The organism is Stenotrophomonas sp. CASM110 (assembly GCF_049384345.1).
GTDB lineage: Bacteria > Pseudomonadota > Gammaproteobacteria > Xanthomonadales > Xanthomonadaceae > Stenotrophomonas > Stenotrophomonas muris.
This window is the reverse complement of the sequence record NZ_JBMRGI010000014.1, coordinates 94,845-113,343: the sequence shown is the minus strand read 5'-3', so window position 1 is coordinate 113,343 and position 18,499 is coordinate 94,845. Positions and strand designations below refer to the sequence as shown.

Sequence of the window (18,499 nt, the reverse complement as noted above, 5' to 3'; positions counted from 1 at the left end):
GCCGGGCAAACCCGGCGCCGTCCATCACACCAGCGGTTCGTCGGACAGGTAGGTGTAACCGGTCAGGCCGGCTTCCAGCGCGTCCGACAGTTCCTGCGCGCGTTCCGGCGACAGCTGCGCTGCAGCCACGCGCTGCGCATAGGTCGCACGCAGTTCGTCCAGGCGGTAACCCACGTAATCCAGCATCACGTCGGTGGTGTCGCCGCGGCGCTGCTGGGTGATGGCGTAGCCATCGGCATCGGCCAGCACTTCCACCGCGTCGGTATCGCCGAACAGGTTGTGGATGTCGCCCAGGATTTCCTGGTAGGCGCCGACCATGAAGAAGCCGATGCGATAGCTCTCGCCCGGCCTCATCTTGTGCAGCGGCAGCGAGCTGTCCAGGCTCTCGTTCTCGACATAGGTTTCCACCATGCCGTCCGAGTCGCAGGTCATGTCGGCGATGATGCCGCGGCGGTCCGGGGTTTCATCCAGGCGCTCGATCGGCACGATCGGGAACACCTGGTCGATCGCCCACACGTCCGGGATCGATTCGAACACGCTGAAGTTGACGAAGTACTTGTCGACCAGGCGCTCGTTCAGTTCGTCCAGCACCGGGCGATGGCTCTTCTCGTCGTAGCTCAGGCGCGCGCGCACGCCGTGGGCGATGGCGTAGAACAGGTCGTCGATGCGCGCACGCTGCGGCAGATCGATCTGGCCCAGCGCGTAGCTGGCCAGGCCTTCGGCATGGAAATGCTGCGCTTCCTGGAACAGTTCCACCGCCGGGCGCACGTCCAGTTCGTCGTGGATCTCGCGCAGGTGGCGGATCGCTGCCGGCTCGTCGTCGTGCTGGTCCGGCACGCGGCCTTCCTGTGCCTCTTCCACTTCCGACACGTTGGCGATCAGCACCGCGTGGTGCGCGGTCATTGCGCGGCCGCACTCGGTGACGATGCGCGGCGGGGTGAGGCCGAACTCTTCGCAGGCATTGGCCAGCGGCTGCACGATGTTGCTGGCGTAGGAATGCAGGCCGTAGTTGATCGAGCAGAAGCTGCGCGAACGGGTACCTTCGTAATCCACGCCCAGGCCACCACCCACGTCGACGTGGGTGATCTTCGCGCCCAGGCGCGACAGCTCCACGAAGTAGCGGGTGGCTTCGCGCATGCCGTTGGCGATGTCGCGCACGTTGGAGATCTGCGAGCCCATGTGGAAGTGCAGCAGGTTCAGGCAGTCGGCGTACTCGGTGTCACGCAGCGACTTCCACAGGTCCAGCAGCTGGCGCGGCGACAGGCCGAACTTGGCCTTGTCGCCACCGCTGTTCTGCCACTTGCCGGCGCCCAGCGAGGCCAGGCGCATGCGCACGCCCAGGCCCGGCTTCACGTCCAGCGCCTTGGACTCTTCCAGCACCAGCTTCAGCTCGGACGGCTTCTCGATGACGATGAAGGTCTGCAGGCCCAGCTTGCGGCCGATCAGGGCCAGGCGGATGTACTCGCGGTCCTTGTACCCGTTGCAGACGATCAGGCCACCCGGGCGGGACAGCGCCAGCACGGCCATCAGTTCGGGCTTGCTGCCCGCTTCCAGGCCGAAGCCTTCGCCGTGGTGGCTGGCCAGGGTGCCGGCCACGCCGCGGGTCTGGTTGACCTTGATCGGGTACACGGCGGTGTAGCCGCCGCTGTACTCCCAGTCCTGCTGGGCCTGGGCGAAGGCCGCCTGCAGCTTGCCCAGGCGCTGGCCGAGGATGTCCGGGAAGCGCACCAGCAGCGGCAGCTTGGCACCGGCCGCGCGCGCAGCGTCCACCACCTTGGGCAGCGATACCACCGGGCCGTCCGCCCCGGTCGGTCTCACCACCATGTGCCCGGCCTGATCCACGTCGAAGTAACCGTCCGCCCAATGCGGGATCGAGTAGGTCTTGCGGGCTTGGTCGAGGGACCAATCGGTCATTTCAGTCGGCCTTGTTGGCAATAAAAGGGGGGGCATGATAACGCCTATATGCCCACAGGTTCGTTATCATGCGCGCCCGCGCCCGTGACAGGTTCCAACCTGAACGGGCCGATCCGTCCGGATGTGGCATCTGTGCCACGCGGCCCCGCCCGCCAGCCCGGCTCCACCCCTCCGAACAGGACTGTTTTCCAATGACTGACAGCAACAACTGGTACATCGAACACTTCGAGCGCACCGGCTCGGCCATCGGCTACCGCATCACCGGCAAGCTGGACGAGGTGCAGTCGCCGTTCCAGAAGATCGAGATCTTCCAGACCACCGACTGGGGCAACCTGATGACCATCGACGGGGCCATCATGCTGACCAGCAAGGACAACTTCTTCTACCACGAGATGATCAGCCACCCGGTGCTGTTCACCCATGCCGCACCCAAGCGCGTGGTGATCATCGGTGGCGGCGACTGCGGCACCCTGCGCGAAGTGCTCAAGCACAAGGGCGTGGAGAGCGTGACCCAGTGCGACATCGACGAGCAGGTCACCGTGATGGCGCGCAAGCACTTCCCGGAACTGTGCGACTCCAACGACGACGCCCGCGCCGAGCTGCTGTTCGACGACGGCGTGGCCTACATGGCCAACTGCCCGGCCGGCAGCGTGGACGTGGTGATCGTCGATTCGACCGACCCGGTCGGCCCCGGCGAAGGCCTGTTCAACAAGGCCTTCTACGAGAGCTGCTTCAAGGCCCTGAAGGACGACGGCATCCTGGTGCAGCAGTCCGAATCGCCGCTGATGCAGCTGGACCTGATCAACGAAATGCGCACCGAGATGGGCAAGGCCGGCTTCGGTTCGTTCAAGACCCTGCCGTTCCCGCAGCCGTGCTACCCCACCGGCTGGTGGAGCGTGACCATGGCGCGCAAGGGCGACAGCAGCTTCGACTTCCGCCAGGCCGACTCGGCCGCCAAGACCTTCAACACCCTGTACTACACCGCCGCGCTGCACACCGGCGTGCTGGTGACCCCGCCGTTCGTACAGGCGGCATTGAAGGGTTGATCCAAACAAAAACCCGCGCTGGCGACAGCGCGGGTTTTCTGCCTTCTGTAGAGCCGAGCCCACGCTCGGCTGCTCTTCGGACAGGTTGCGGTAAACCCAGCCGAGCATGGGCTCGGCTCTACAGTCAAAGCGCCCAGATGCCCGCAATCACCGCCACCACCAGGCCCCACTTGATCAGCTGGTAGGCCACCACGCTGCGCTCTCTGAGCGCCTTGGCCTTCAGGCGTACCTTGTACAGGCCGCCGAACGCCTTGTTGACGCCACCGGTCGGGTCACCCGGCAGGTTCGGCGATGCACCACCGGCCAGCAGCGTGGCCGCCACCGCGCGGTTGAACAGGCCCGGCAGGCCGAAGCGCAGCGGGCGGGCGATGTCGCAGAACAGGATCACCCGGTCCTGCTGCGTCTCGTTGTGCGCATGGTGGATGTAGGTCTCGTCGAACATCATCCACTCGCCGTCGCGCCAGCTCTTCTTGATGCCGTCCACTTCGATGTAGCAGGCATCGTCGTTGGGCGTGCTCAGGCCCAGGTGCAGGCGCAGCGAGCCAGCGAACGGGTCGCGGTGCGGGCGCAGCTCACTGCCCGGTGGCAGCTGCGCGAACATCGCCGCACGCACGTCCGGGATCGACTCGATCAGCGCCGTGGTCTTCGGGCACAGCGTCTTCGCCGACGGGTGCGACGGGCCGTACCACTTCAGGTAGAAGCGCTTCCAGCCACGACGGAAGAACGAATTGAAGCCGGCATCGTTGAACGTGCTGGAGGCAGCGATCTTCTGCGCGTCGCGCAGCGCCAGCGCCTCGTCGCGGATCATCTGCCAGTTCTGGCGCAGCGGCTCCAGCTGCGGGAACTCTTTGCCCGGGTCCAGGAACGGCGTGGTCGGCACCTTCGAGAACATGTACATGACCACGTTGATCGGGGCCATGAAACTGGAGTGGTCCAGCAGCTGGCGCGACCAGCGCGCGCGGACCTTGCCACGGAAGTGGATGTACAGCACGCAGGCCACGAACAGCGCTGCAATGACGATTTTGATGATCAAAGCACTTTCCTCCAGCCGCGGCCGGAACGGGAAACGGGGCGATGCACGGCCAGGCGGCCAGCACCGGTTCGGAACGCGGCAGGGGACGGGGACGTGCCGGAGGGGGGCGGCCGCCGATGTCGCGGGTTAACAGCTTATGGTCGGCAGGGCGTGCGCCGGGGTCAAGCTGGACGTGCGTGGCGTTCAGCGCGCCGCCGATGAATGGGCTGGAAGCGCGCCCAACTCATTGATCCAGCGGGGCAATCCTTATAAGTGAGACAGAATTGTCCGATTCTGCGTGACGAACTGTTCCAGCCACGACCCCGACATTTCTCCGACAAATCGTGGAATAGCGAACTGGCGAGTACTAAAATTAACGAAAACTTAGTAACTCCCTGTAACACCGGTTCGCTTGACGCTTTGCGCCACCCACCGGGTCGTTCGAGACCCCGACATGCATCTTCCTGCTCTTCCCCCCTCCTCCTGCGGCAATGATGCCGCCTCCCCGCTGCTGCTCAAGCGCGGCGAACGTTTCCTGGCCCCCGACGTCTACCGCACCTGCCTGGACGGGCGCGAGGCGGTCATCAAGGACTACTCCCGCTACCGCGGCACTCCCGTTTCGCTGATCGCGCGACTGATGGTGCGCCGCGAGGCCCGCATGCTGCAGCGCCTCGGCGGCTGGAAGCATGCCCCCGCGCTGCTCGGCACCCTCGGTGGCCTGGCTCTGGGTATGGAGTTCATCCCCGGCCAAACCCTGAGCACCGCGCAGGCCGTCGGCAATGACGTGTTCGAGCAGCTGCAACACGCGCTCAGCCGTCTGCACGCCGCCGGCATCACCCACAACGACCTGCATGGCACCAACGTGGTGGTCAGTGGCGGCGTGCCGGTGCTACTGGATTTCACCTCCGCCTGGCGCGTACCCCGCTGGCTGCGCCGCGGCCCGCTGAGCCGGCAGATGCGCCGCAGCGACATGAAGAACCTGCTGAAGATCCGCCAGCGCGTGACCGGCCAGGCGCCGAGCGCCGCGCAGGCCGCATTGGTGGCCGACCCGGGCTGGGTCGCCGCCGTGCGCCAGGGCTGGAAGCGGTTCTACAAGTGGGCCAAGCGGCGGTAGGGGTCGAGCTCGCTCGACCGCTTTACCGCTCTTTGTAGAGCCGAGCCCGCGCTCGGCTGCTGTTCCTGCATCGCGCGAAATGCAGCCGAGCATGGGCTCGGCTCTACAACATCCCGCCGAGCGGGTTACAACGCGTCCGCGTCCAACTCGCCGGTACGGATACGCACCACGCTGCCCAGGTCGTACACGAACACCTTGCCGTCCCCAATCTTGCCGGTGCCGGCGGCCTTCACGATGGCCTCAACCACCGCCTCCACCTGGTCATCGGTTACCGCCACTTCCAGCTTCACCTTCGGCAGGAAATCGACCACATACTCCGCGCCACGGTACAGCTCGGTATGGCCCTTCTGGCGACCAAAGCCCTTCACTTCCGTCACCGTGATCCCGGTAACCCCACGCTCGGCCAGCGCTTCGCGCACGTCGTCGAGCTTGAACGGCTTGATCACCGCCATGACCATCTTCATCGTCTATCTCCTGTCTTCCGGCGTGGAGGATAGCGCCTGAACACGGCCCGTGCGAAGCCGCTGCCGCCTGTCCGGGCAGTGGGTGCCGGCAGTATCCTTGTGCCCGAACGGCCTGCCCGCGCCGGATGCACGGGCCCACCCCCACGGAGCACCCCATGATCGACCTGAACCAAATCGATGACCTCGCCCGTCGCCTCAGCGACCTGGTGCCGCCGGGCCTGCGCGAATCGCGCGAGGAACTGCAGGCCACCTTCAAGAGCGCGTTGCAGGCCGGCCTGGCCAAGCTGGACCTGGTCACCCGCGAGGAGTTCGAAGTGCAGCGCGCCGTGCTGCTGAAGACCCGCCAGAAGCTGGACGCGCTGGAAACCGCCGTGCGCGAGCTGGAAGGGCGCGGCGCCGCAGAATGAAAAAAGGAGGCGCACTGCGCCTCCCGTTTACAGATTATTTCCCGGATGGGGCCTTGCAGCAAGGCCCACCGGGCGCCCTAGACTCGCCGGCCTGTCGATCCGGCAGGACACGCAGGGGCAGTGCCGATGGCGCAGGACACCGAATGGACACCCGTTTCGCATGACACCTGCGACCAGATCGCCGGCCCGTTCTATCACGGCACCCGCGCTGACCTGGCCGTGGGCGACTTGCTGAGCGCGGGCTTCCGCTCCAACTATCGCGACAGCGTGGTGATGAACCACATCTACTTCACCACGATTGCCAAGGGCGCCGGGCTGGCTGCGGAGATGGCCCGCGGTGAAGGGCGGCCGCGCGTGTATGTGGTGGAGCCGACTGGACCGTTTGAAGACGATCCGAATGTGACCAACAAGAAGTTTCCCGGGAACCCGACGCGGTCGTATCGGAGTGCGCAGCCGTTGCGGGTTGTGGGGGAGATTGTGCAGTGGGAGCTCTACGACGCGGAGTTCGTTCGGCAGTTGAAGGCGTTTGTTGCTTCGGGGAGTGGGGAGATCATCAACTGATGGCCTGCTGGCGCTGGGCGTTGCGCACTTCTTCATCGGCTTCATAGATGTCCAGCCCGAGCTCAATGCCGCGCTCACCCAAGGCGAGCAGCGCGCGAGGCGATAGCGAGACACCACCGTTGCTGCTGCCCATGAAAAGGCCACAGAACAGATCAGGTCGGAAGCGTGCCAGAGCCTGCCATACGGCGAGATCGCCGGTGAGTTGATCGAGGATTTCGAAGATCTGCGCTTCCAGATCTTCAGGCTCACGACGCGCCGCATCAAGTTGCCAGCTTCCAGTCCTGGCGATACGCACGGTGCCTGATTGGTTGCCTCTGAGTTCCTGGCCCTTGTGATGCGATGCGGTTGGAGTCGCCCCGAGCAAGGCACTGACTTCTTCGGGCAGGAGGTCGTCGCCGAAGAATCGGAGGGTCACCAGGGAATGATCGAATGCTGCCATCGGAATTCAGTTGTCCTTTTCGGAATCTCTTCCAATCTATATGTCTCATCGACGTCAGGTCAGCTTTCGGCCAAAAGCGGACGCCCCGTACACAAGTCTGAGTGGGCTCGTAGGCGATCGTGCGGTTCAGCACATCGCTCCAGCTTGCCGCGAACTGTTCGCCAGCCAGGCTTGCGAGACCACCAGATTGAGACGGGGCAACGCGCTGTTGTCCGGCATCTGTTCGCGGTTGAGCAGTTCGATGGCGACGATCTCGTAGACGGGCAACCATAGGTGCACGTTTTTCCTATGTTGCGCGAGGTCTCAAAACCTTTGGTTGCAAGGGCCCGCGGATAGGGCAGGCGTCAGCTGCGGACTGGCCCTAGCCATCCACCGATGGTGCAGAGCATCGTCCTCATGCCGCTCCAAACTCGCCGATCCTTGAAAAATGAGCAGATCTCTTGAAGAGCTGGAGGAGGGCGACGGTCGCGCAATGCGGACGAAGCATCCGAATAGTGCCAGCCACTCAGGAGCAACGGGGGCCGTGATCGCCAAAGTGGCGCTCGCTTTAGATCTCGGGCTGTCGCCATCCGCATCGGTGATGAAACACTCGATCTTAGTGACATCAGCACCGTCGCTCGCCAATTGCCACAGCGCCGCCCGCCATGCCACTAGGTGCGCATCGGCGGCCAGCTTTTCCATGATCCGCATACGCCAGCTCGATACGTTGAGCTTCGGGAAAATGGTCTTGAAATCTGCATCCAGCTGTTCCTCGTGCGAGGACATTGGAATGACCCGTAATGGTCGCTCTTGTTCGTAGCATGTGGAGACTGTCGTTGAATCCAACTCAACCGAGATGGAGGCGCACATGCAGCAATTTTTCTGCCGGCGTGCTTACAAGCTCACGAAACTGCCAGGGCAAGCCCCCAGTGGTGAACTGGCGCACTCCCGATTTCGCGCCGGACGTCCATCAACCGAGTCGCCGTACAACATGCTTCCCATACGAAAAATAGAGGAATCCGATAATCATCGCGTGCACGACTGCAACTGGTATGTACTGCTTCCAGAGAAGAGTCAGCGCCAAGCCCACCCCTGGTATAAGGTAGATCGCAAGAATAGTTGCCCACTTTCCGTCATGCCCCACAGCTAGAGATTCGCCATTCTTGGCGCCTGACCCGGAGATGAACCAAGCCAGCGCAAACGCCGAGACAAGCATGATCCAGAATGGCGGATTACTTCGACCCTCCAGGAAGTCAGCTCCTAAGTATCTCAGCAGCATGATCACGAAGATCGTCTGAAGGACCATAAAGATTGCGACAAGAACCGAACCGCCGAAGCGACGCCAACCTGCGTCGAACTCGGCCCACATCTCCAGGTTGCTCGCAACGAGAAATGCATATGAGTATGGAGCCCGCAACATTCGCAGCACCCTGGTAGACAATCCTATCGAGCCTCTTGGTGCTTTCCCGGACATCCCAGTAGTCCTCAGCCTGCTGCAATTCGCTTCATATCGGGCCTCTTCCTCATGATCTGAAGAGCACCATCACGCCGTTCCTAATTCTTGACTTCTAAGGACGCCTGCCATTCAGAGAGCTGCTTCCCGGCATTCGGCCCAATGGTGGGAGTGTACTTCAGGTGCCGCATCGGCATGTCGGCCATGCTCTATGTCCGCTTCCGGCCAAGAGCAGACATTGGCGAACTGGATATTCTGGCCCCCCTACCCGGAAGCGGCTCAACTGAACCTCACTGGGCCGAAAGTGGTACTGGATCGCGCGCAATGATTCATGGAAACTCTACGCATCACATACAGAACTCCGCTTCCTATGTTGCTCGAAGCCACCCCGCATGCCCAAGAGTGGCTCCAGCAGTTTCACGTCGTCGATCGACAGGTCGCACGCCAGCTGCTGCGCCGGCTGACATTGGTTTCCCAGTCAGATTTCGACCAGCATATCCAAGCTCTAGTGGAAGACATCTTGGCGAAGAACCCAAGCGAGAACTTCGCCGTGCTCATTGTCTCCGAGCCACTCCCAGGTAAGTTCGAAGCGGACAAGGAACGACGTGTTCCCGGAAGTAGTGCCGATCGCATCAAGCACATCATCGAGAATCTCAGTCGAGTTCATGGAAACCGGGTCAGAGCTAATCCAACGGTAGATAGTATGAGAGCGGACCGGATTCGAAACGTTTTACTCGTCGAGGATTTCATTGGATCGGGGGACCGAATCACGGGCTATTGGCGCGAGCGGGCGCCAAAATCCATCAAGAGCTGGATCTCCTACGGTTGGACAAGGCTTTGGGTGGCTGCCTATGCAGTGATGGACGAGGGTCTTTATGCCATGCGAAGGGGGCTGCCGATCGACGATGCGCGCGTTGCCACAGTGATCCCGAAGAAGCACAAGAAGCTCGGATTAATCGGCCCGATGGCACTTGTTGCCCAGAAGTATGGCGAGCGCCTCGTCGGTCGAAATTGGCGGGGGTACGGCAGTGGCGGCGGCCTGACGGTGTTCCAGCATGGATGCCCCAATAACACGCCCGCAATCCTGTGGTGCAGCAAGGGCAGATTCAAGGCGCTGTTTCCAGATCGCGGCATCCCACCGGAACTACAGAAATCGTTTGGCCAACTCAATGTTCCAGCCGCAGCGGAAGATCTCTGGACATTCAAACAGTACCAACTGGCCCTCTCGCTGCTCGATCGACGGCCAAGCGGCGTCATGCCGCCGGATCACATCCAGTTGGCGATCGCTCTGGGATTGGCCAGCGCGTATGGTCGGTGGAGTGACGAGCGCCTTCAAGCGCAAATGACAATTCCGATTGGCGACATAAGGGAGCTACGTTTCGACGCGTACCGGTTGAACCTGATAGACAAATCCAATCACCGCTTGACGACCTTCGGTCGAGCGCTCCTAGACCACATGCGTAAACCGCCCACTGCCCATCGTCGTGCAAAGCCTACTCGCACAAAGAGGCTTCCGCAATTGTCGGACCTGTACTACCCTTCCAGCTGTGGAGGGGTGTCCCGGGATTAGTCGGATCGAGCCGAACCTTGGCTCGTACCAGTCACGTTGGTGACAGGGTTCGGGGAGTCCCCGAACCTGGAAGCTTGCGCGTCTTCATCGAAGTTACTTCGCTCCTCAGAGCTTCGATGGAACGCCTTTACCTCTGAGGCGCGAAGGAACCACGCTGTCGCGGGTTCGCGGAATCAAAGTAATGATCGGGCCACCCCTCCATGCTCTCGCTAAGAACCTTTCAGCGCGCGGCTACCCGGCCGACTATGCGGCGCGCGTACTCGATGCGGCGCGCGCGATGGACGCCAAGCGGGTCCCCACCATCTTCAGCCTAATGCATCTGGCGGTGTTGACTCGAACCCGATGGTTGGACCTTCGTAACATCGTGCTGCGCAAGGGAGAGGCCTACCGAACGTTCACCATCGGTAAACGGGCTGGCGGACGCCGCCTGATCTGCGCACCTCATGAAAACCTTCGACGAGTCCAGACATGGATCCATCAAAACATCCTATGCTCGCCGGGCGCTCAAGCGCTCCTGCACCCGGCTGCTACTGCTTACAGGCCGCAAGCCTCGATCCTTAAGAACGCCGGAGCCCACGCGGGTGCCGAATGGATGGTCAAGCTTGATATCAAGGACTTTTTCGAGTCTATCTCGGAACGGCAGGTCTACTACGTTTTTCGCAAGCTGGCCTATCCGGCCTTGCTGAGCTTCGAGCTCGCACGACTGTGCACGAGGCGGGTCCCACCGCGTAAGGACGGCCATCCACGTGTGCGCGACCAGTTAGCTAGATGGGTTAACTGGGACCCAGAGCGCAAGGGAGGACCCTATGCATTCGAGACGCAGGTGGGTCATCTCCCTCAGGGGGCGCCGACAAGCGCGATGCTCGCCAACCTTGTCGCGAGCGACCTCGACGCAAAAATCGCGCCTGTTGCGGCCTGCTATGGTGCAGCCTACACGCGTTATGCCGACGACATCGTGCTGACCTTCTTGGATGGCTCCAAAGAGACATGCGCGGTAGTGTTCCGAAAGATTGCGCAACTAATCCAACGGGAAGGGTTCCGAGTCAATCGCAGCAAGTCTCGTGTAGTCGGCCCAGGGGGACGAAAGGTCGTGACCGGACTGGTCATAAATGACGTGAGGCCGCGTTTGCCTCGATCGTTCAAGAGCGATATCGAGCTCGCGATCTATCACATCGGCAAGCATGGGCTCATGAGCCATATGAAACGCCGTGAATCCAGGCGGCCGCTCGGATATCTCAACCATCTAGTGGGAAAGATCCTTTACTGCCATTCGGTCGAACCGGCCTTCGCCGGTGTTGCGATGACTAAGCTGCGGCAAGCGCTCGCGCCTCAACGCGAGCTACTGGAGGTTGCGATGGCATTCGAGTCTCCGGAAGCTTCGCCGGCAAAGTTTCACTCGCTCTATCGGATAATCTTCGCCCCCTCCTAGTGACACCAGCGCAGGGGCGCTGACTACTCAACGCTACAATTGAGCTTGCCCTAGATGCCCTGCATTTCAGCTTGGGAACAAAAAGTTCTCCTTCTTACCCTGATAGATTTTCCCAGTACTTACTCCCCCCCCTGATGCCCGCTCCCGGCCAGAAGCGGACGCTCACAATATTTCAACCACGCCCAATCACGAAGCGGTTTGGCCCTGAGATAATTTCCGAGCCAGCCTCACTTGAACATCTCCAACAGATCCCTGTCTTCATGCCGCTGCTCCCACGTGGAGAGAAAACAGAAGCTCACACCACTTCGCATGGCAGCCTTCTGAAACCCGGCAAGTTCCTCCTTCGTAACCGGGTACTCAACCGGATCAAAGTGCAGAATCCCCCACGGCTTGACGAAAGAGAACCCAGGCAGGAGTTCCGAGAAGATCGCCTTGAGCTGGGGCTGGAGAGTAGAGAAGTCCTTGATCGGACCCGCGCGATTGCCAAGGGCATGGCACTGGCGACGGATGGTCCTGTCTCCACCCACCACGCGCGCGATGAAGTGGTCCTGGTGCACTTGAACGTAGATCAGCTGACGGCGAAACATACTCATCCCCTTCTCAACCCCACACGCTCAATAGCCGTCCACGTGCCTGCATGCCTTTCCATCAAAGCGCCTGGGGCGCCTTTAGCGCGCTTGAACCCCGGCGCAGCAGATGCAACGCAACCAGGAACGGCCACAGCGAGTTGATCGATGAGAACAGCCGCTGTGTCAGCCCCCTGAACCCTTCCGGATCCATCCCCACCACGTTCAACCAGAGATACACAATGCCCGCGATGCTCACCAATGCGGTCACGGCGTACGCCCTTCGGTTTGCAGACCACGCGCTCAATTCGATATGCGACATCGCCGGTGCAATGATGTTTGCGATACCGATGGTGTAGAAGCCGTGCATCGGATGGCCCATGGGCCAGAGCCCGTTGGTCAGCATGGAGATGCCAAATACCAACCAGCAGATCGCGCCTACGGCAATCCGGCGGCCGGACTCCCGCCATACCCCGATGGCAAACGCCACGAAGCTCACGCCGGAGCCGATGGCGGCAATCCTGGCGCAGATGCTTGCGAGCGTTGGCGCCTGCAGCAGCTCGCTGGCGTGCTGTGCAAGCGGGTTGTAGCCCGGCGCAAGCACGGCGGCAACGCTGGTCCAGAACAGGAACCACGGAAGCGGGATCAGACCCGCAGACAGAAGAAGTCGATTGCGGCGTAGCACGTACAGTGATCCTTGTTTGGCCTGCGCCAGTGGGTGGAATCCGTTCAGACGCCGCGAACCCGTCCTGCTCCGGGCAGGACAGCTCCGGTTGACTACAGAAGTAGTCAGATTGCGCGCGGCACTCGGTAGGTTCAATAGGCAAGAAGTCATTTAAACCATCCAGCGGGTGTCGCAGCGGTTCGGTTGCATGAGCGATCACACATGTCCGATGGGCGAGTGCTGTCGCATTTGCCGCGCCTTACATCTCTGACGGAAGGTTCTGTCGACTCCGTTCCAGAAGTGCCGTTCCGCCTAGCGCGCCAATGCTCTAGCCGCTTTCCTCGCTATGCGACAATGCCAAAAGCGTCTCGGGTTTTGGCGGCATTGACCCCTACCCGTTGGCATTCCGAACAACTGCAGGTAATCGTTACCGCGCCACCGTGCATCGGTGGTCGGGACTCGAAAGCCCGTTTTGTTGGGAAGTAGTTTGCGCTTGCCAGCCGGCACCATCGCGCGTGGTGCCGGCTGGCAATCCGTCTGCCGGCTATGGCGGGCGGGGCGTGGGGGTCTTGTACCCGCCGGTTCCCAACATCCGGTTTTCGAGCCACGCTCTGCCCGCCACCTTTATCGGTGGCGGCGTCCGCCTGCATGCACGGAGCCCGCCATGTCTACACCGCACTCCCCGCCCCCGCCGCCCATCCAGCAAGTGCCCTCGGCCGCGCCAGCCTTGGATCCCAACAGCCTCATCGCCATCCTGCACGCCATCGGCGCGGGCCCTGCGGCCGATGGCCGGCCCTGGCCCGAGCAGCACCCTCTACGCAGCCGGCAGATGCAGTTGTCCGACGCCGACTGCGCCCTCACCGGCCAGCGCGTCGTGCAGGAGATCCTGCTGGCGGCCGAGCGCACGCGCCAGAACGGCGAGCCGGAGCAGTACGTCGGCGACCGGGTAATGGAGGGGCTGGTGATGGCCGATCTGGCGCTGACCGCCTTCATCCACGAGCGGATGCGACCCAAGGACTGAGCGCGCTTATGGCGCGGACCTTTCTGCCTGTGTGCGGGGTGACGAATGAAGATGCATGGCCTGGCCGCTGTAGCGGTGTGCATCGCGGTGATCGGCGCGATGTGGGTGGAGTGGCCCGAGCCCGCGGGCGATCAGGTCTGGGCCTACCAGAAGCTGCAGCCAGCCGATTACCGCCTGCTGCACAGTGATGCACTCGGCTTCGTGACCGCGAAGGCCCACGAGGGTTTTGAACTGCACGCGCGCTATGCCGGGGTAATGTCCTTCGAGATCCGCTGCAAGGGCGTGCTGGTGATGGAGGTGGAGAACGCGCCCTCGCGCGTGCTGATCCGCATGCCCGCCGATGCACGGTGGCGGGCGCCGGATATCGAACGGCTGCGCATCAGCTTCGAGCGTTGGCTGGATCTGCACCAGAGCCAGGGGCGATTGCTGGTGGAAAGCGCGGGGCCTTCGTGGGTTGAGGCACGGTTCGGGCGCTTCAATGGGTTGGTGCTGGATGAGCAGCGGTGTCTGCTTGGGGCGCCAGCCCACCGCCAGGCCGCTCCCACCAATTACCTCAGCGCTGAAGTGCCCTCGTAGGCTGACGCTCACGGTTGCGCTGTGCCTGCACCGCATGCGGCACAGCAACTGGTCAGGGGCCAAACCCCAGCGCCATCGCAACCACTTTCCCATCCCGAACGTAGAAGCAAATGCTCGATCCACCTTCCGAGAACCCACAGGTGCGCTCGACATCGAAGTCCCCCAGCGTTGCCTGCTCTGTCTTCCCCTGGCCATATCTGCGTGCTGTGCCGATGGCCTCGGACGCCGGATCACCCATCGCAACGCCTTTCAGCTTCACGCCGCGCAGGCTCTCGGTTCTACCTGCAGTGGGTTGCGCCGCGCTGATCGATGAAACGCGGATCTCATCAATGGTTCGGAACTACGGAGCCACGTCAGGGTTGGAGGTGATCAGCACCTCCAATCGGGTAGTGGGATCCAGGTATCTACGCCGCATCAGTCCTGTGGCATCCACGACCAGCTCGCCATCACCATAGCGGCGCAGGAAATCCCTCTCGCTGTAGACATGCGGGATGAAACTTCCATCGCAGAAGGCTTTCGATACAAAGTCCACGCGTGGATTCCCTGCGGGGAAGCCTGCTGCTGCAGGCAACATACCCAGCGCAATCAAGATGAGTCTGCGTGTCTTCATGACAACTTCGTCCATCCATCTGAAAGAATGATCACAGAGCATTCTTGACTCGGATAGCCCACTCGTTCCAGAGGCGTATCACCATTCCGGATGATAGCGGTCCTTGTACTCGTCTTGAATCAGTCCTTGGTTCACATAGCGCCCCTGACTGGTCCTCAGCACGTCCCGCGCGAACCTCAAGGCGCCGTCAACCGAATCAAACGTCCACTCGGTACCGAAGGGATGATCCGGATCCACCGCCTCGAACTCGTACACATCGATGAAGCCAGGCGCTCCATTGTCAAATACTTCGCAAAGACGAACCCTCCAGGCGTTCAGATTGGCCTGCTCAATGGAGACAAAGCGAATCACACGCTGATCCAACTCATATCGATCGGGGAGCAGCTGCTCGACATCGCGGCCCGCCGAAAGATTGCCTGTTACATCCAGATCACAAAGATAGCGCTGCAATGGATCCCTCATTCCGTTGAGAAAATTGACCAGCAAGTGAGCATCGGCGACTTCCGGAGCGACTAGGACGCCTCGCCCGAGGCATAGTGCCATGCACCCGACGATTGGCCGTTGTAACGGCTATCGATGTCCTCCAGCCATACCTTCAGATCCATCAGAAACCTTGCATGGTCGAAGTCCTTGAACTTCACCCTGCCCAGTTGCTCCGCCAACTGCTCAAGCAATTCGCGGGAGACATACCGCATTTTCTCCTTCATCGAGAGCGGAACGATGGTCGGCAGGTCAAGCATCACATCGGTATAGAACTCCGCCTTCTTTCGTCGAAACTGCACTCTTCGCTTGAAATCCAGCTCGGGATCTCGACACACGAAAAGCAATGCCACAGAAGCCACTTCGTTCCCGTAGCTCCTGGACTCGAATGTGGCGGAGCGCTCTACGTAATGACTTTTTATCCTGCCAACATGCGACTCCCAGTCGCTGTCCGCCACGAAGTTCAGTTTCATCAGTCCCACGCTCCATGTCAGTGCTGCGCGCGCATCCCGCACCTATTCGAGCAGGTCGTGTAGATCGATGCCAGACGGATTCACCAGGCGCTTCTCGCGACCCACATGGTGAAGCTCGAAGGTGCCTTTCTCTGAATCGATGACACGGGTGCCATCAAGCACCGCCAGAAACCCGAAGACCGCCGAACGGGCAGCTTCACCGGCAACGGCTCGCAACATGTCGGCTTCTACAGCGGACAAGCTGTTGAACCATTCGGACCGTGCCAACAGGTCTGGGGCCACCCGACGGCCCGGTGGATACGCCAGGTTCGAGATCGTACTACCCACGGATGATTCAAGCACATAGCGCTGGATAGCGGATACAAATTCGTCAGCTTTCATGCCACTCCCCCGGCTTCGAAAATGAGCCGGAACACATTCGCCTGTCCGGACCTGCTGCCTCTTGTCCCCGCTCAGCCCGCCTCTCGCAGGCAGTGCGGCACAGCATGAACTCAATCCCGTCCAGACGAGTTCAGATCAAGCGGAATACCCTCCGCAACACAGATTTTCCGCAACGCGGCCTCCAGCTTGCTGCCGTTTTCCAACGTTTTCAGTGTCACTGCAATCCCACCAGTGATCCCAAGCTTCCTCTGTGCACTTTCGGAGAGAGACAGCTCAAGCTCCATGCGCCGCAGAGAGATATGCACCAGACCGCCATAGCAAGGCTCAAGACCTCCACCGACCTCGATATGGGCGTGCGCCATGCCCAACTCTTCGTCCTGGTCGTCATACGCCTTCGCGTTCTGCAATACCACGTAACGAGACGGATTCGTCGAGCTGTCGGCCAAGCCAACTACGATGCAGTAGTCATCTTCCTCTATGGAAACGACTTCGGCCTTGAATCTGTACATTTCCCGGGTACTCCTGACATGTGGAAAACTCAATGTCTACTCCGCCGCTGTCCTGGTGCCGCTCTCAGCACGCAGGGTCGTATCGTTGTCACCCTTCCAGCCCACCTGGGTGCCACTCGCCCCGCCTGCGAGCCCATCCGTACTTTTGTCTGTTCCCCCGCCGCTCGATCATCAAGGGCGGCGCCAACGTCAGGGGCGGTCTGTACTGACGGAAACCGAGCCGTCTTCCAGCAGGTGGACGCTTACATATGCGTCTGGCGGAGGTATCCGATCGATCGACGCCCCTGCGGGGAGAATGTCCCAACTTGTGATCGGGCCGCAGACTGTCCTATGCACCAATCGGCGACTATCCAACCCTCGCTTGGCAAGCTCGGCCACAACTACTTCAGGCGGCTGGCGGTCGAAGCCCTTGTAGGCTGTGCACGTCTCTCCCGTCTGGCCAATGGGATACGTTGAACTCTCCACCTCATCCCGGCACCCCGGCAGGCCCATGGCGAGCGAGAGGGCCATCAGTACTCGAATGCACTGCATTTCAGCTCGCTCCTTTCCTTCACTGCCCTGTAGTACGCCTTGTCTGACGCAAGACCTGCGAGACCGCCATCGCAGAGCCGCGCTGCACAGATCATTTGCCCTCGATGCGCACGCTGCACCCTTTGCAGGCAGAAATACCCCGAGACGCATTGCCGGCAAACCCCGATAGTCCCACGCAGATTACCTGCCGCACCATCAGGCGTCTTTCTGCAGGAATCCACACATGAGCCTGGCGCTGGTCCACAGCCGTGCCCGCGCCGGGGTCGATGCCCCGCTGGTGCGGGTGGAAGTGCACCTCTCTGGCGGCCTGCCTGCCACCCAGATTGTCGGCCTGGCCGAGACCAGCGTGCGCGAATCGCGCGAGCGCGTGCGTGCCGCGCTGCTCTGTGCACGCTTCGACTTTCCGCAGCGGCGCATCACGCTCAACCTCGCGCCTGCCGACCTGCCCAAGGAAGGTGGGCGCTACGACCTGGCCATCGCGCTGGGCATTCTTGCCGCGAGTGGCCAGGTCGATCCGCAGTCGCTGCTGCAATACGAGTTCCTGGGCGAGCTGGGGCTGACCGGCGAACTGCGGCCGGTGGCCGGAGCGCTGCCTGCTGCGATTGCGGCGGCTGATGCCGGCCGCATCCTGGTGGTGCCGCCCGGCAATGCCGCCGAGGCGGCGCTGGCCGAGCACGCGGATGTGCGCGTGGCGCGCACGCTACTGGAGTGCTGTGCCGGTCTGGGCAATCCGCGCCTGCTGCCGCCCGTGGAGCGCGTGGACACGACACCGTTGCCCCTGCCCGATCTGGCCGAAGTGCGCGGGCAGGCGCATGCACGGCGCGCGTTGGAAGTGGCGGCCGCCGGTGGGCACCATCTGTTGTTGATCGGCAGCCCTGGCTGCGGCAAGACGCTGTTGGCTTCGCGCCTGCCCAGCCTGTTGCCGGATACTGAGGAAGCCGAGGCGTTGCAGCTGGCCGCGATTGCCTCGGTGAGTGGCGAAGGGCTGGACCCAAGACGATGGCGGCAGCGGCCCTTCCGGGCACCGCACCACAGTGCGAGCGCGGCGGCGCTTGTGGGTGGCGGCAATCCGCCCTGCCCTGGCGAAATCTCGTTGGCCCATCACGGCGTGCTGTTCCTGGATGAGCTTCCGGAGTGGAACCGCAGTGCGTTGGAGACCCTGCGAGAGCCGCTGGAATCCGGCCACATCCGCATCGCCCGCGCGGCACGCAGCGTGCAGTATCCAGCGCGATTCCAGCTGGTGGCGGCGATGAATCCCTGCCCCTGTACCTATGACATGAAGTTGCTGCTTGCTACACCT

22 protein-coding genes and 1 pseudogene are annotated in these 18,499 nt (G+C 61.9%); 9 read left to right on the top strand and 14 right to left on the bottom strand.

Annotated features, from left to right (window positions below; genetic code table 11):
• Positions 1 to 24 precede the first annotated feature (24 nt).
• Positions 25 to 1,914, bottom strand: a complete 1,890-nt coding sequence (speA, locus tag VG561_RS13840; protein WP_014648708.1) for an arginine decarboxylase — start codon at positions 1,912 to 1,914, stop codon at positions 25 to 27.
• Positions 1,915 to 2,105: 191 nt separating this feature from the next.
• Between speA and speE the strand changes: the two genes are divergently transcribed.
• On the top strand, positions 2,106 to 2,960 hold the full coding sequence (gene speE / locus VG561_RS13835; RefSeq protein WP_008268330.1) for a polyamine aminopropyltransferase: 855 nt from the start codon (positions 2,106 to 2,108) through the stop codon (positions 2,958 to 2,960).
• Between the two features lie 124 nt (positions 2,961 to 3,084).
• Here speE and VG561_RS13830 read toward each other — a convergent pair whose 3' ends face one another.
• On the bottom strand, positions 3,085 to 3,990 hold the full coding sequence (locus tag VG561_RS13830) for an aspartyl/asparaginyl beta-hydroxylase domain-containing protein (protein ID WP_168708244.1): 906 nt from the start codon (positions 3,988 to 3,990) through the stop codon (positions 3,085 to 3,087).
• A 436-nt stretch (positions 3,991 to 4,426) separates the two neighbouring features.
• Between VG561_RS13830 and VG561_RS13825 the strand changes: the two genes are divergently transcribed.
• The gene (locus VG561_RS13825) at positions 4,427 to 5,086 is read left to right on the top strand and encodes an RIO1 family regulatory kinase/ATPase (RefSeq protein ID WP_032958814.1); all 660 of its coding nucleotides are present in this window, start codon (positions 4,427 to 4,429) and stop codon (positions 5,084 to 5,086) included.
• Between the two features lie 125 nt (positions 5,087 to 5,211).
• Here VG561_RS13825 and VG561_RS13820 read toward each other — a convergent pair whose 3' ends face one another.
• A complete protein-coding gene (locus VG561_RS13820) occupies positions 5,212 to 5,550 on the bottom strand; it encodes a P-II family nitrogen regulator (protein ID WP_005411374.1) in 339 nt (112 codons plus the stop codon).
• A 155-nt stretch (positions 5,551 to 5,705) separates the two neighbouring features.
• On the opposite strand from VG561_RS13820, the gene ubiK reads away from it, so the two are divergent.
• Together ubiK and arr are read left to right on the top strand one after the other, a co-directional pair.
• Entirely contained in the window at positions 5,706 to 5,957 is a 252-nt protein-coding gene (gene ubiK / locus VG561_RS13815; protein WP_005419983.1) for a ubiquinone biosynthesis accessory factor UbiK, read from the top strand.
• A 126-nt stretch (positions 5,958 to 6,083) separates the two neighbouring features.
• Entirely contained in the window at positions 6,084 to 6,518 is a 435-nt protein-coding gene (arr, locus tag VG561_RS13810; RefSeq protein ID WP_329768128.1) for an NAD(+)--rifampin ADP-ribosyltransferase, read from the top strand.
• Here the strand turns inward: arr and VG561_RS13805 are convergent.
• The 4 genes from VG561_RS13805 to VG561_RS13790 all read right to left on the bottom strand — a co-directional run bounded on the left by VG561_RS13805 (position 6,511) and on the right by VG561_RS13790 (position 8,305).
• A complete protein-coding gene (locus VG561_RS13805) occupies positions 6,511 to 6,957 on the bottom strand; it encodes a DUF4279 domain-containing protein (RefSeq protein WP_423179686.1) in 447 nt (148 codons plus the stop codon). The genes arr and VG561_RS13805 overlap by 8 nt on opposite strands.
• 126 nt (positions 6,958 to 7,083) lie before the next feature.
• Complete coding sequence (locus VG561_RS13800) at positions 7,084 to 7,236, bottom strand: hypothetical protein (protein ID WP_322540415.1); 153 nt, start codon at positions 7,234 to 7,236, stop codon at positions 7,084 to 7,086.
• A gap of 24 nt (positions 7,237 to 7,260) precedes the next feature.
• Positions 7,261 to 7,806 (bottom strand): hypothetical protein, encoded by a 546-nt coding sequence (locus tag VG561_RS13795; RefSeq protein ID WP_143570820.1) that lies wholly within the window; start codon positions 7,804 to 7,806, stop codon positions 7,261 to 7,263.
• A 100-nt stretch (positions 7,807 to 7,906) separates the two neighbouring features.
• A complete protein-coding gene (locus VG561_RS13790) occupies positions 7,907 to 8,305 on the bottom strand; it encodes a hypothetical protein (protein WP_329768126.1) in 399 nt (132 codons plus the stop codon).
• Positions 8,306 to 8,759: 454 nt separating this feature from the next.
• On the opposite strand from VG561_RS13790, the gene VG561_RS13785 reads away from it, so the two are divergent.
• Both VG561_RS13785 and VG561_RS13780 read left to right on the top strand, forming a co-directional pair.
• Positions 8,760 to 9,959, top strand: coding sequence for a phosphoribosyltransferase-like protein (locus VG561_RS13785; RefSeq protein ID WP_329768125.1), 1,200 nt, complete (start codon positions 8,760 to 8,762; stop codon positions 9,957 to 9,959).
• A gap of 181 nt (positions 9,960 to 10,140) precedes the next feature.
• Positions 10,141 to 11,388 carry a reverse transcriptase family protein gene (locus VG561_RS13780; protein ID WP_329768124.1) on the top strand — a complete coding sequence of 416 codons (1,248 nt, stop codon included), beginning with the start codon at positions 10,141 to 10,143 and terminating at the stop codon, positions 11,386 to 11,388.
• A gap of 227 nt (positions 11,389 to 11,615) precedes the next feature.
• On the opposite strand, the gene VG561_RS13775 is transcribed toward VG561_RS13780, so the two are convergent.
• Positions 11,616 to 11,981, bottom strand: coding sequence for a hypothetical protein (locus tag VG561_RS13775; protein WP_053495275.1), 366 nt, complete (start codon positions 11,979 to 11,981; stop codon positions 11,616 to 11,618).
• 55 nt (positions 11,982 to 12,036) lie between these two features.
• The gene (locus tag VG561_RS13770; RefSeq protein WP_329768123.1) at positions 12,037 to 12,639 is read right to left on the bottom strand and encodes a DUF998 domain-containing protein; all 603 of its coding nucleotides are present in this window, start codon (positions 12,637 to 12,639) and stop codon (positions 12,037 to 12,039) included.
• 643 nt (positions 12,640 to 13,282) lie between these two features.
• Between VG561_RS13770 and VG561_RS13765 the strand changes: the two genes are divergently transcribed.
• The gene (locus VG561_RS13765; protein ID WP_329768122.1) at positions 13,283 to 13,639 is read left to right on the top strand and encodes a hypothetical protein; all 357 of its coding nucleotides are present in this window, start codon (positions 13,283 to 13,285) and stop codon (positions 13,637 to 13,639) included.
• A 45-nt stretch (positions 13,640 to 13,684) separates the two neighbouring features.
• On the top strand, positions 13,685 to 14,215 hold the full coding sequence (locus tag VG561_RS13760; protein ID WP_329768121.1) for a cold-shock protein: 531 nt from the start codon (positions 13,685 to 13,687) through the stop codon (positions 14,213 to 14,215).
• A gap of 340 nt (positions 14,216 to 14,555) precedes the next feature.
• Here VG561_RS13760 and VG561_RS13755 read toward each other — a convergent pair whose 3' ends face one another.
• The 5 genes from VG561_RS13755 to VG561_RS13735 all read right to left on the bottom strand — a co-directional run bounded on the left by VG561_RS13755 (position 14,556) and on the right by VG561_RS13735 (position 16,668).
• Positions 14,556 to 14,825 (bottom strand): hypothetical protein, encoded by a 270-nt coding sequence (locus VG561_RS13755; RefSeq protein WP_329768120.1) that lies wholly within the window; start codon positions 14,823 to 14,825, stop codon positions 14,556 to 14,558.
• 78 nt (positions 14,826 to 14,903) lie between these two features.
• Positions 14,904 to 15,311 (bottom strand): hypothetical protein, encoded by a 408-nt coding sequence (locus tag VG561_RS13750; protein ID WP_141750818.1) that lies wholly within the window; start codon positions 15,309 to 15,311, stop codon positions 14,904 to 14,906.
• Between the two features lie 26 nt (positions 15,312 to 15,337).
• Positions 15,338 to 15,778 (bottom strand): hypothetical protein, encoded by a 441-nt coding sequence (locus tag VG561_RS13745; RefSeq protein ID WP_329768119.1) that lies wholly within the window; start codon positions 15,776 to 15,778, stop codon positions 15,338 to 15,340.
• 42 nt (positions 15,779 to 15,820) lie between these two features.
• Positions 15,821 to 16,159 (bottom strand): hypothetical protein, encoded by a 339-nt coding sequence (locus VG561_RS13740; protein WP_134709220.1) that lies wholly within the window; start codon positions 16,157 to 16,159, stop codon positions 15,821 to 15,823.
• A gap of 110 nt (positions 16,160 to 16,269) precedes the next feature.
• Positions 16,270 to 16,668 carry an Imm10 family immunity protein gene (locus VG561_RS13735; RefSeq protein WP_101766221.1) on the bottom strand — a complete coding sequence of 133 codons (399 nt, stop codon included), beginning with the start codon at positions 16,666 to 16,668 and terminating at the stop codon, positions 16,270 to 16,272.
• 754 nt (positions 16,669 to 17,422) lie between these two features.
• Here VG561_RS13735 and VG561_RS13730 point away from each other — a divergent pair.
• Positions 17,423 to 18,470 (top strand): annotated as a pseudogene (locus VG561_RS13730) (YifB family Mg chelatase-like AAA ATPase); the annotation flags it as partial.
• Between the last annotated feature and the right edge of the window lie 29 nt (positions 18,471 to 18,499).

Coding starts and splice junctions, on each gene's coding strand:
- VG561_RS13820 (WP_005411374.1), bottom strand. CDS start 5,550: ATGAAGATGGTCATGGCGGTGATCAAGCCGTTCAAGCTCGACGACGTG.
- speA (WP_014648708.1), bottom strand. CDS start 1,914: ATGACCGATTGGTCCCTCGACCAAGCCCGCAAGACCTACTCGATCCCG.
- VG561_RS13795 (WP_143570820.1), bottom strand. CDS start 7,806: ATGTGCGCCTCCATCTCGGTTGAGTTGGATTCAACGACAGTCTCCACA.
- ubiK (WP_005419983.1), top strand. CDS start 5,706: ATGATCGACCTGAACCAAATCGATGACCTCGCCCGTCGCCTCAGCGAC.
- VG561_RS13825 (WP_032958814.1), top strand. CDS start 4,427: ATGCATCTTCCTGCTCTTCCCCCCTCCTCCTGCGGCAATGATGCCGCC.
- VG561_RS13805 (WP_423179686.1), bottom strand. CDS start 6,957: ATGGCAGCATTCGATCATTCCCTGGTGACCCTCCGATTCTTCGGCGAC.
- VG561_RS13735 (WP_101766221.1), bottom strand. CDS start 16,668: ATGTACAGATTCAAGGCCGAAGTCGTTTCCATAGAGGAAGATGACTAC.
- VG561_RS13745 (WP_329768119.1), bottom strand. CDS start 15,778: ATGAAACTGAACTTCGTGGCGGACAGCGACTGGGAGTCGCATGTTGGC.
- arr (WP_329768128.1), top strand. CDS start 6,084: ATGGCGCAGGACACCGAATGGACACCCGTTTCGCATGACACCTGCGAC.
- VG561_RS13740 (WP_134709220.1), bottom strand. CDS start 16,159: ATGAAAGCTGACGAATTTGTATCCGCTATCCAGCGCTATGTGCTTGAA.
- VG561_RS13780 (WP_329768124.1), top strand. CDS start 10,141: ATGATCGGGCCACCCCTCCATGCTCTCGCTAAGAACCTTTCAGCGCGC.
- VG561_RS13790 (WP_329768126.1), bottom strand. CDS start 8,305: ATGTGGGCCGAGTTCGACGCAGGTTGGCGTCGCTTCGGCGGTTCGGTT.
- VG561_RS13765 (WP_329768122.1), top strand. CDS start 13,283: ATGTCTACACCGCACTCCCCGCCCCCGCCGCCCATCCAGCAAGTGCCC.
- VG561_RS13785 (WP_329768125.1), top strand. CDS start 8,760: ATGTTGCTCGAAGCCACCCCGCATGCCCAAGAGTGGCTCCAGCAGTTT.
- speE (WP_008268330.1), top strand. CDS start 2,106: ATGACTGACAGCAACAACTGGTACATCGAACACTTCGAGCGCACCGGC.
- VG561_RS13760 (WP_329768121.1), top strand. CDS start 13,685: ATGAAGATGCATGGCCTGGCCGCTGTAGCGGTGTGCATCGCGGTGATC.
- VG561_RS13755 (WP_329768120.1), bottom strand. CDS start 14,825: ATGAAGACACGCAGACTCATCTTGATTGCGCTGGGTATGTTGCCTGCA.
- VG561_RS13775 (WP_053495275.1), bottom strand. CDS start 11,981: ATGAGTATGTTTCGCCGTCAGCTGATCTACGTTCAAGTGCACCAGGAC.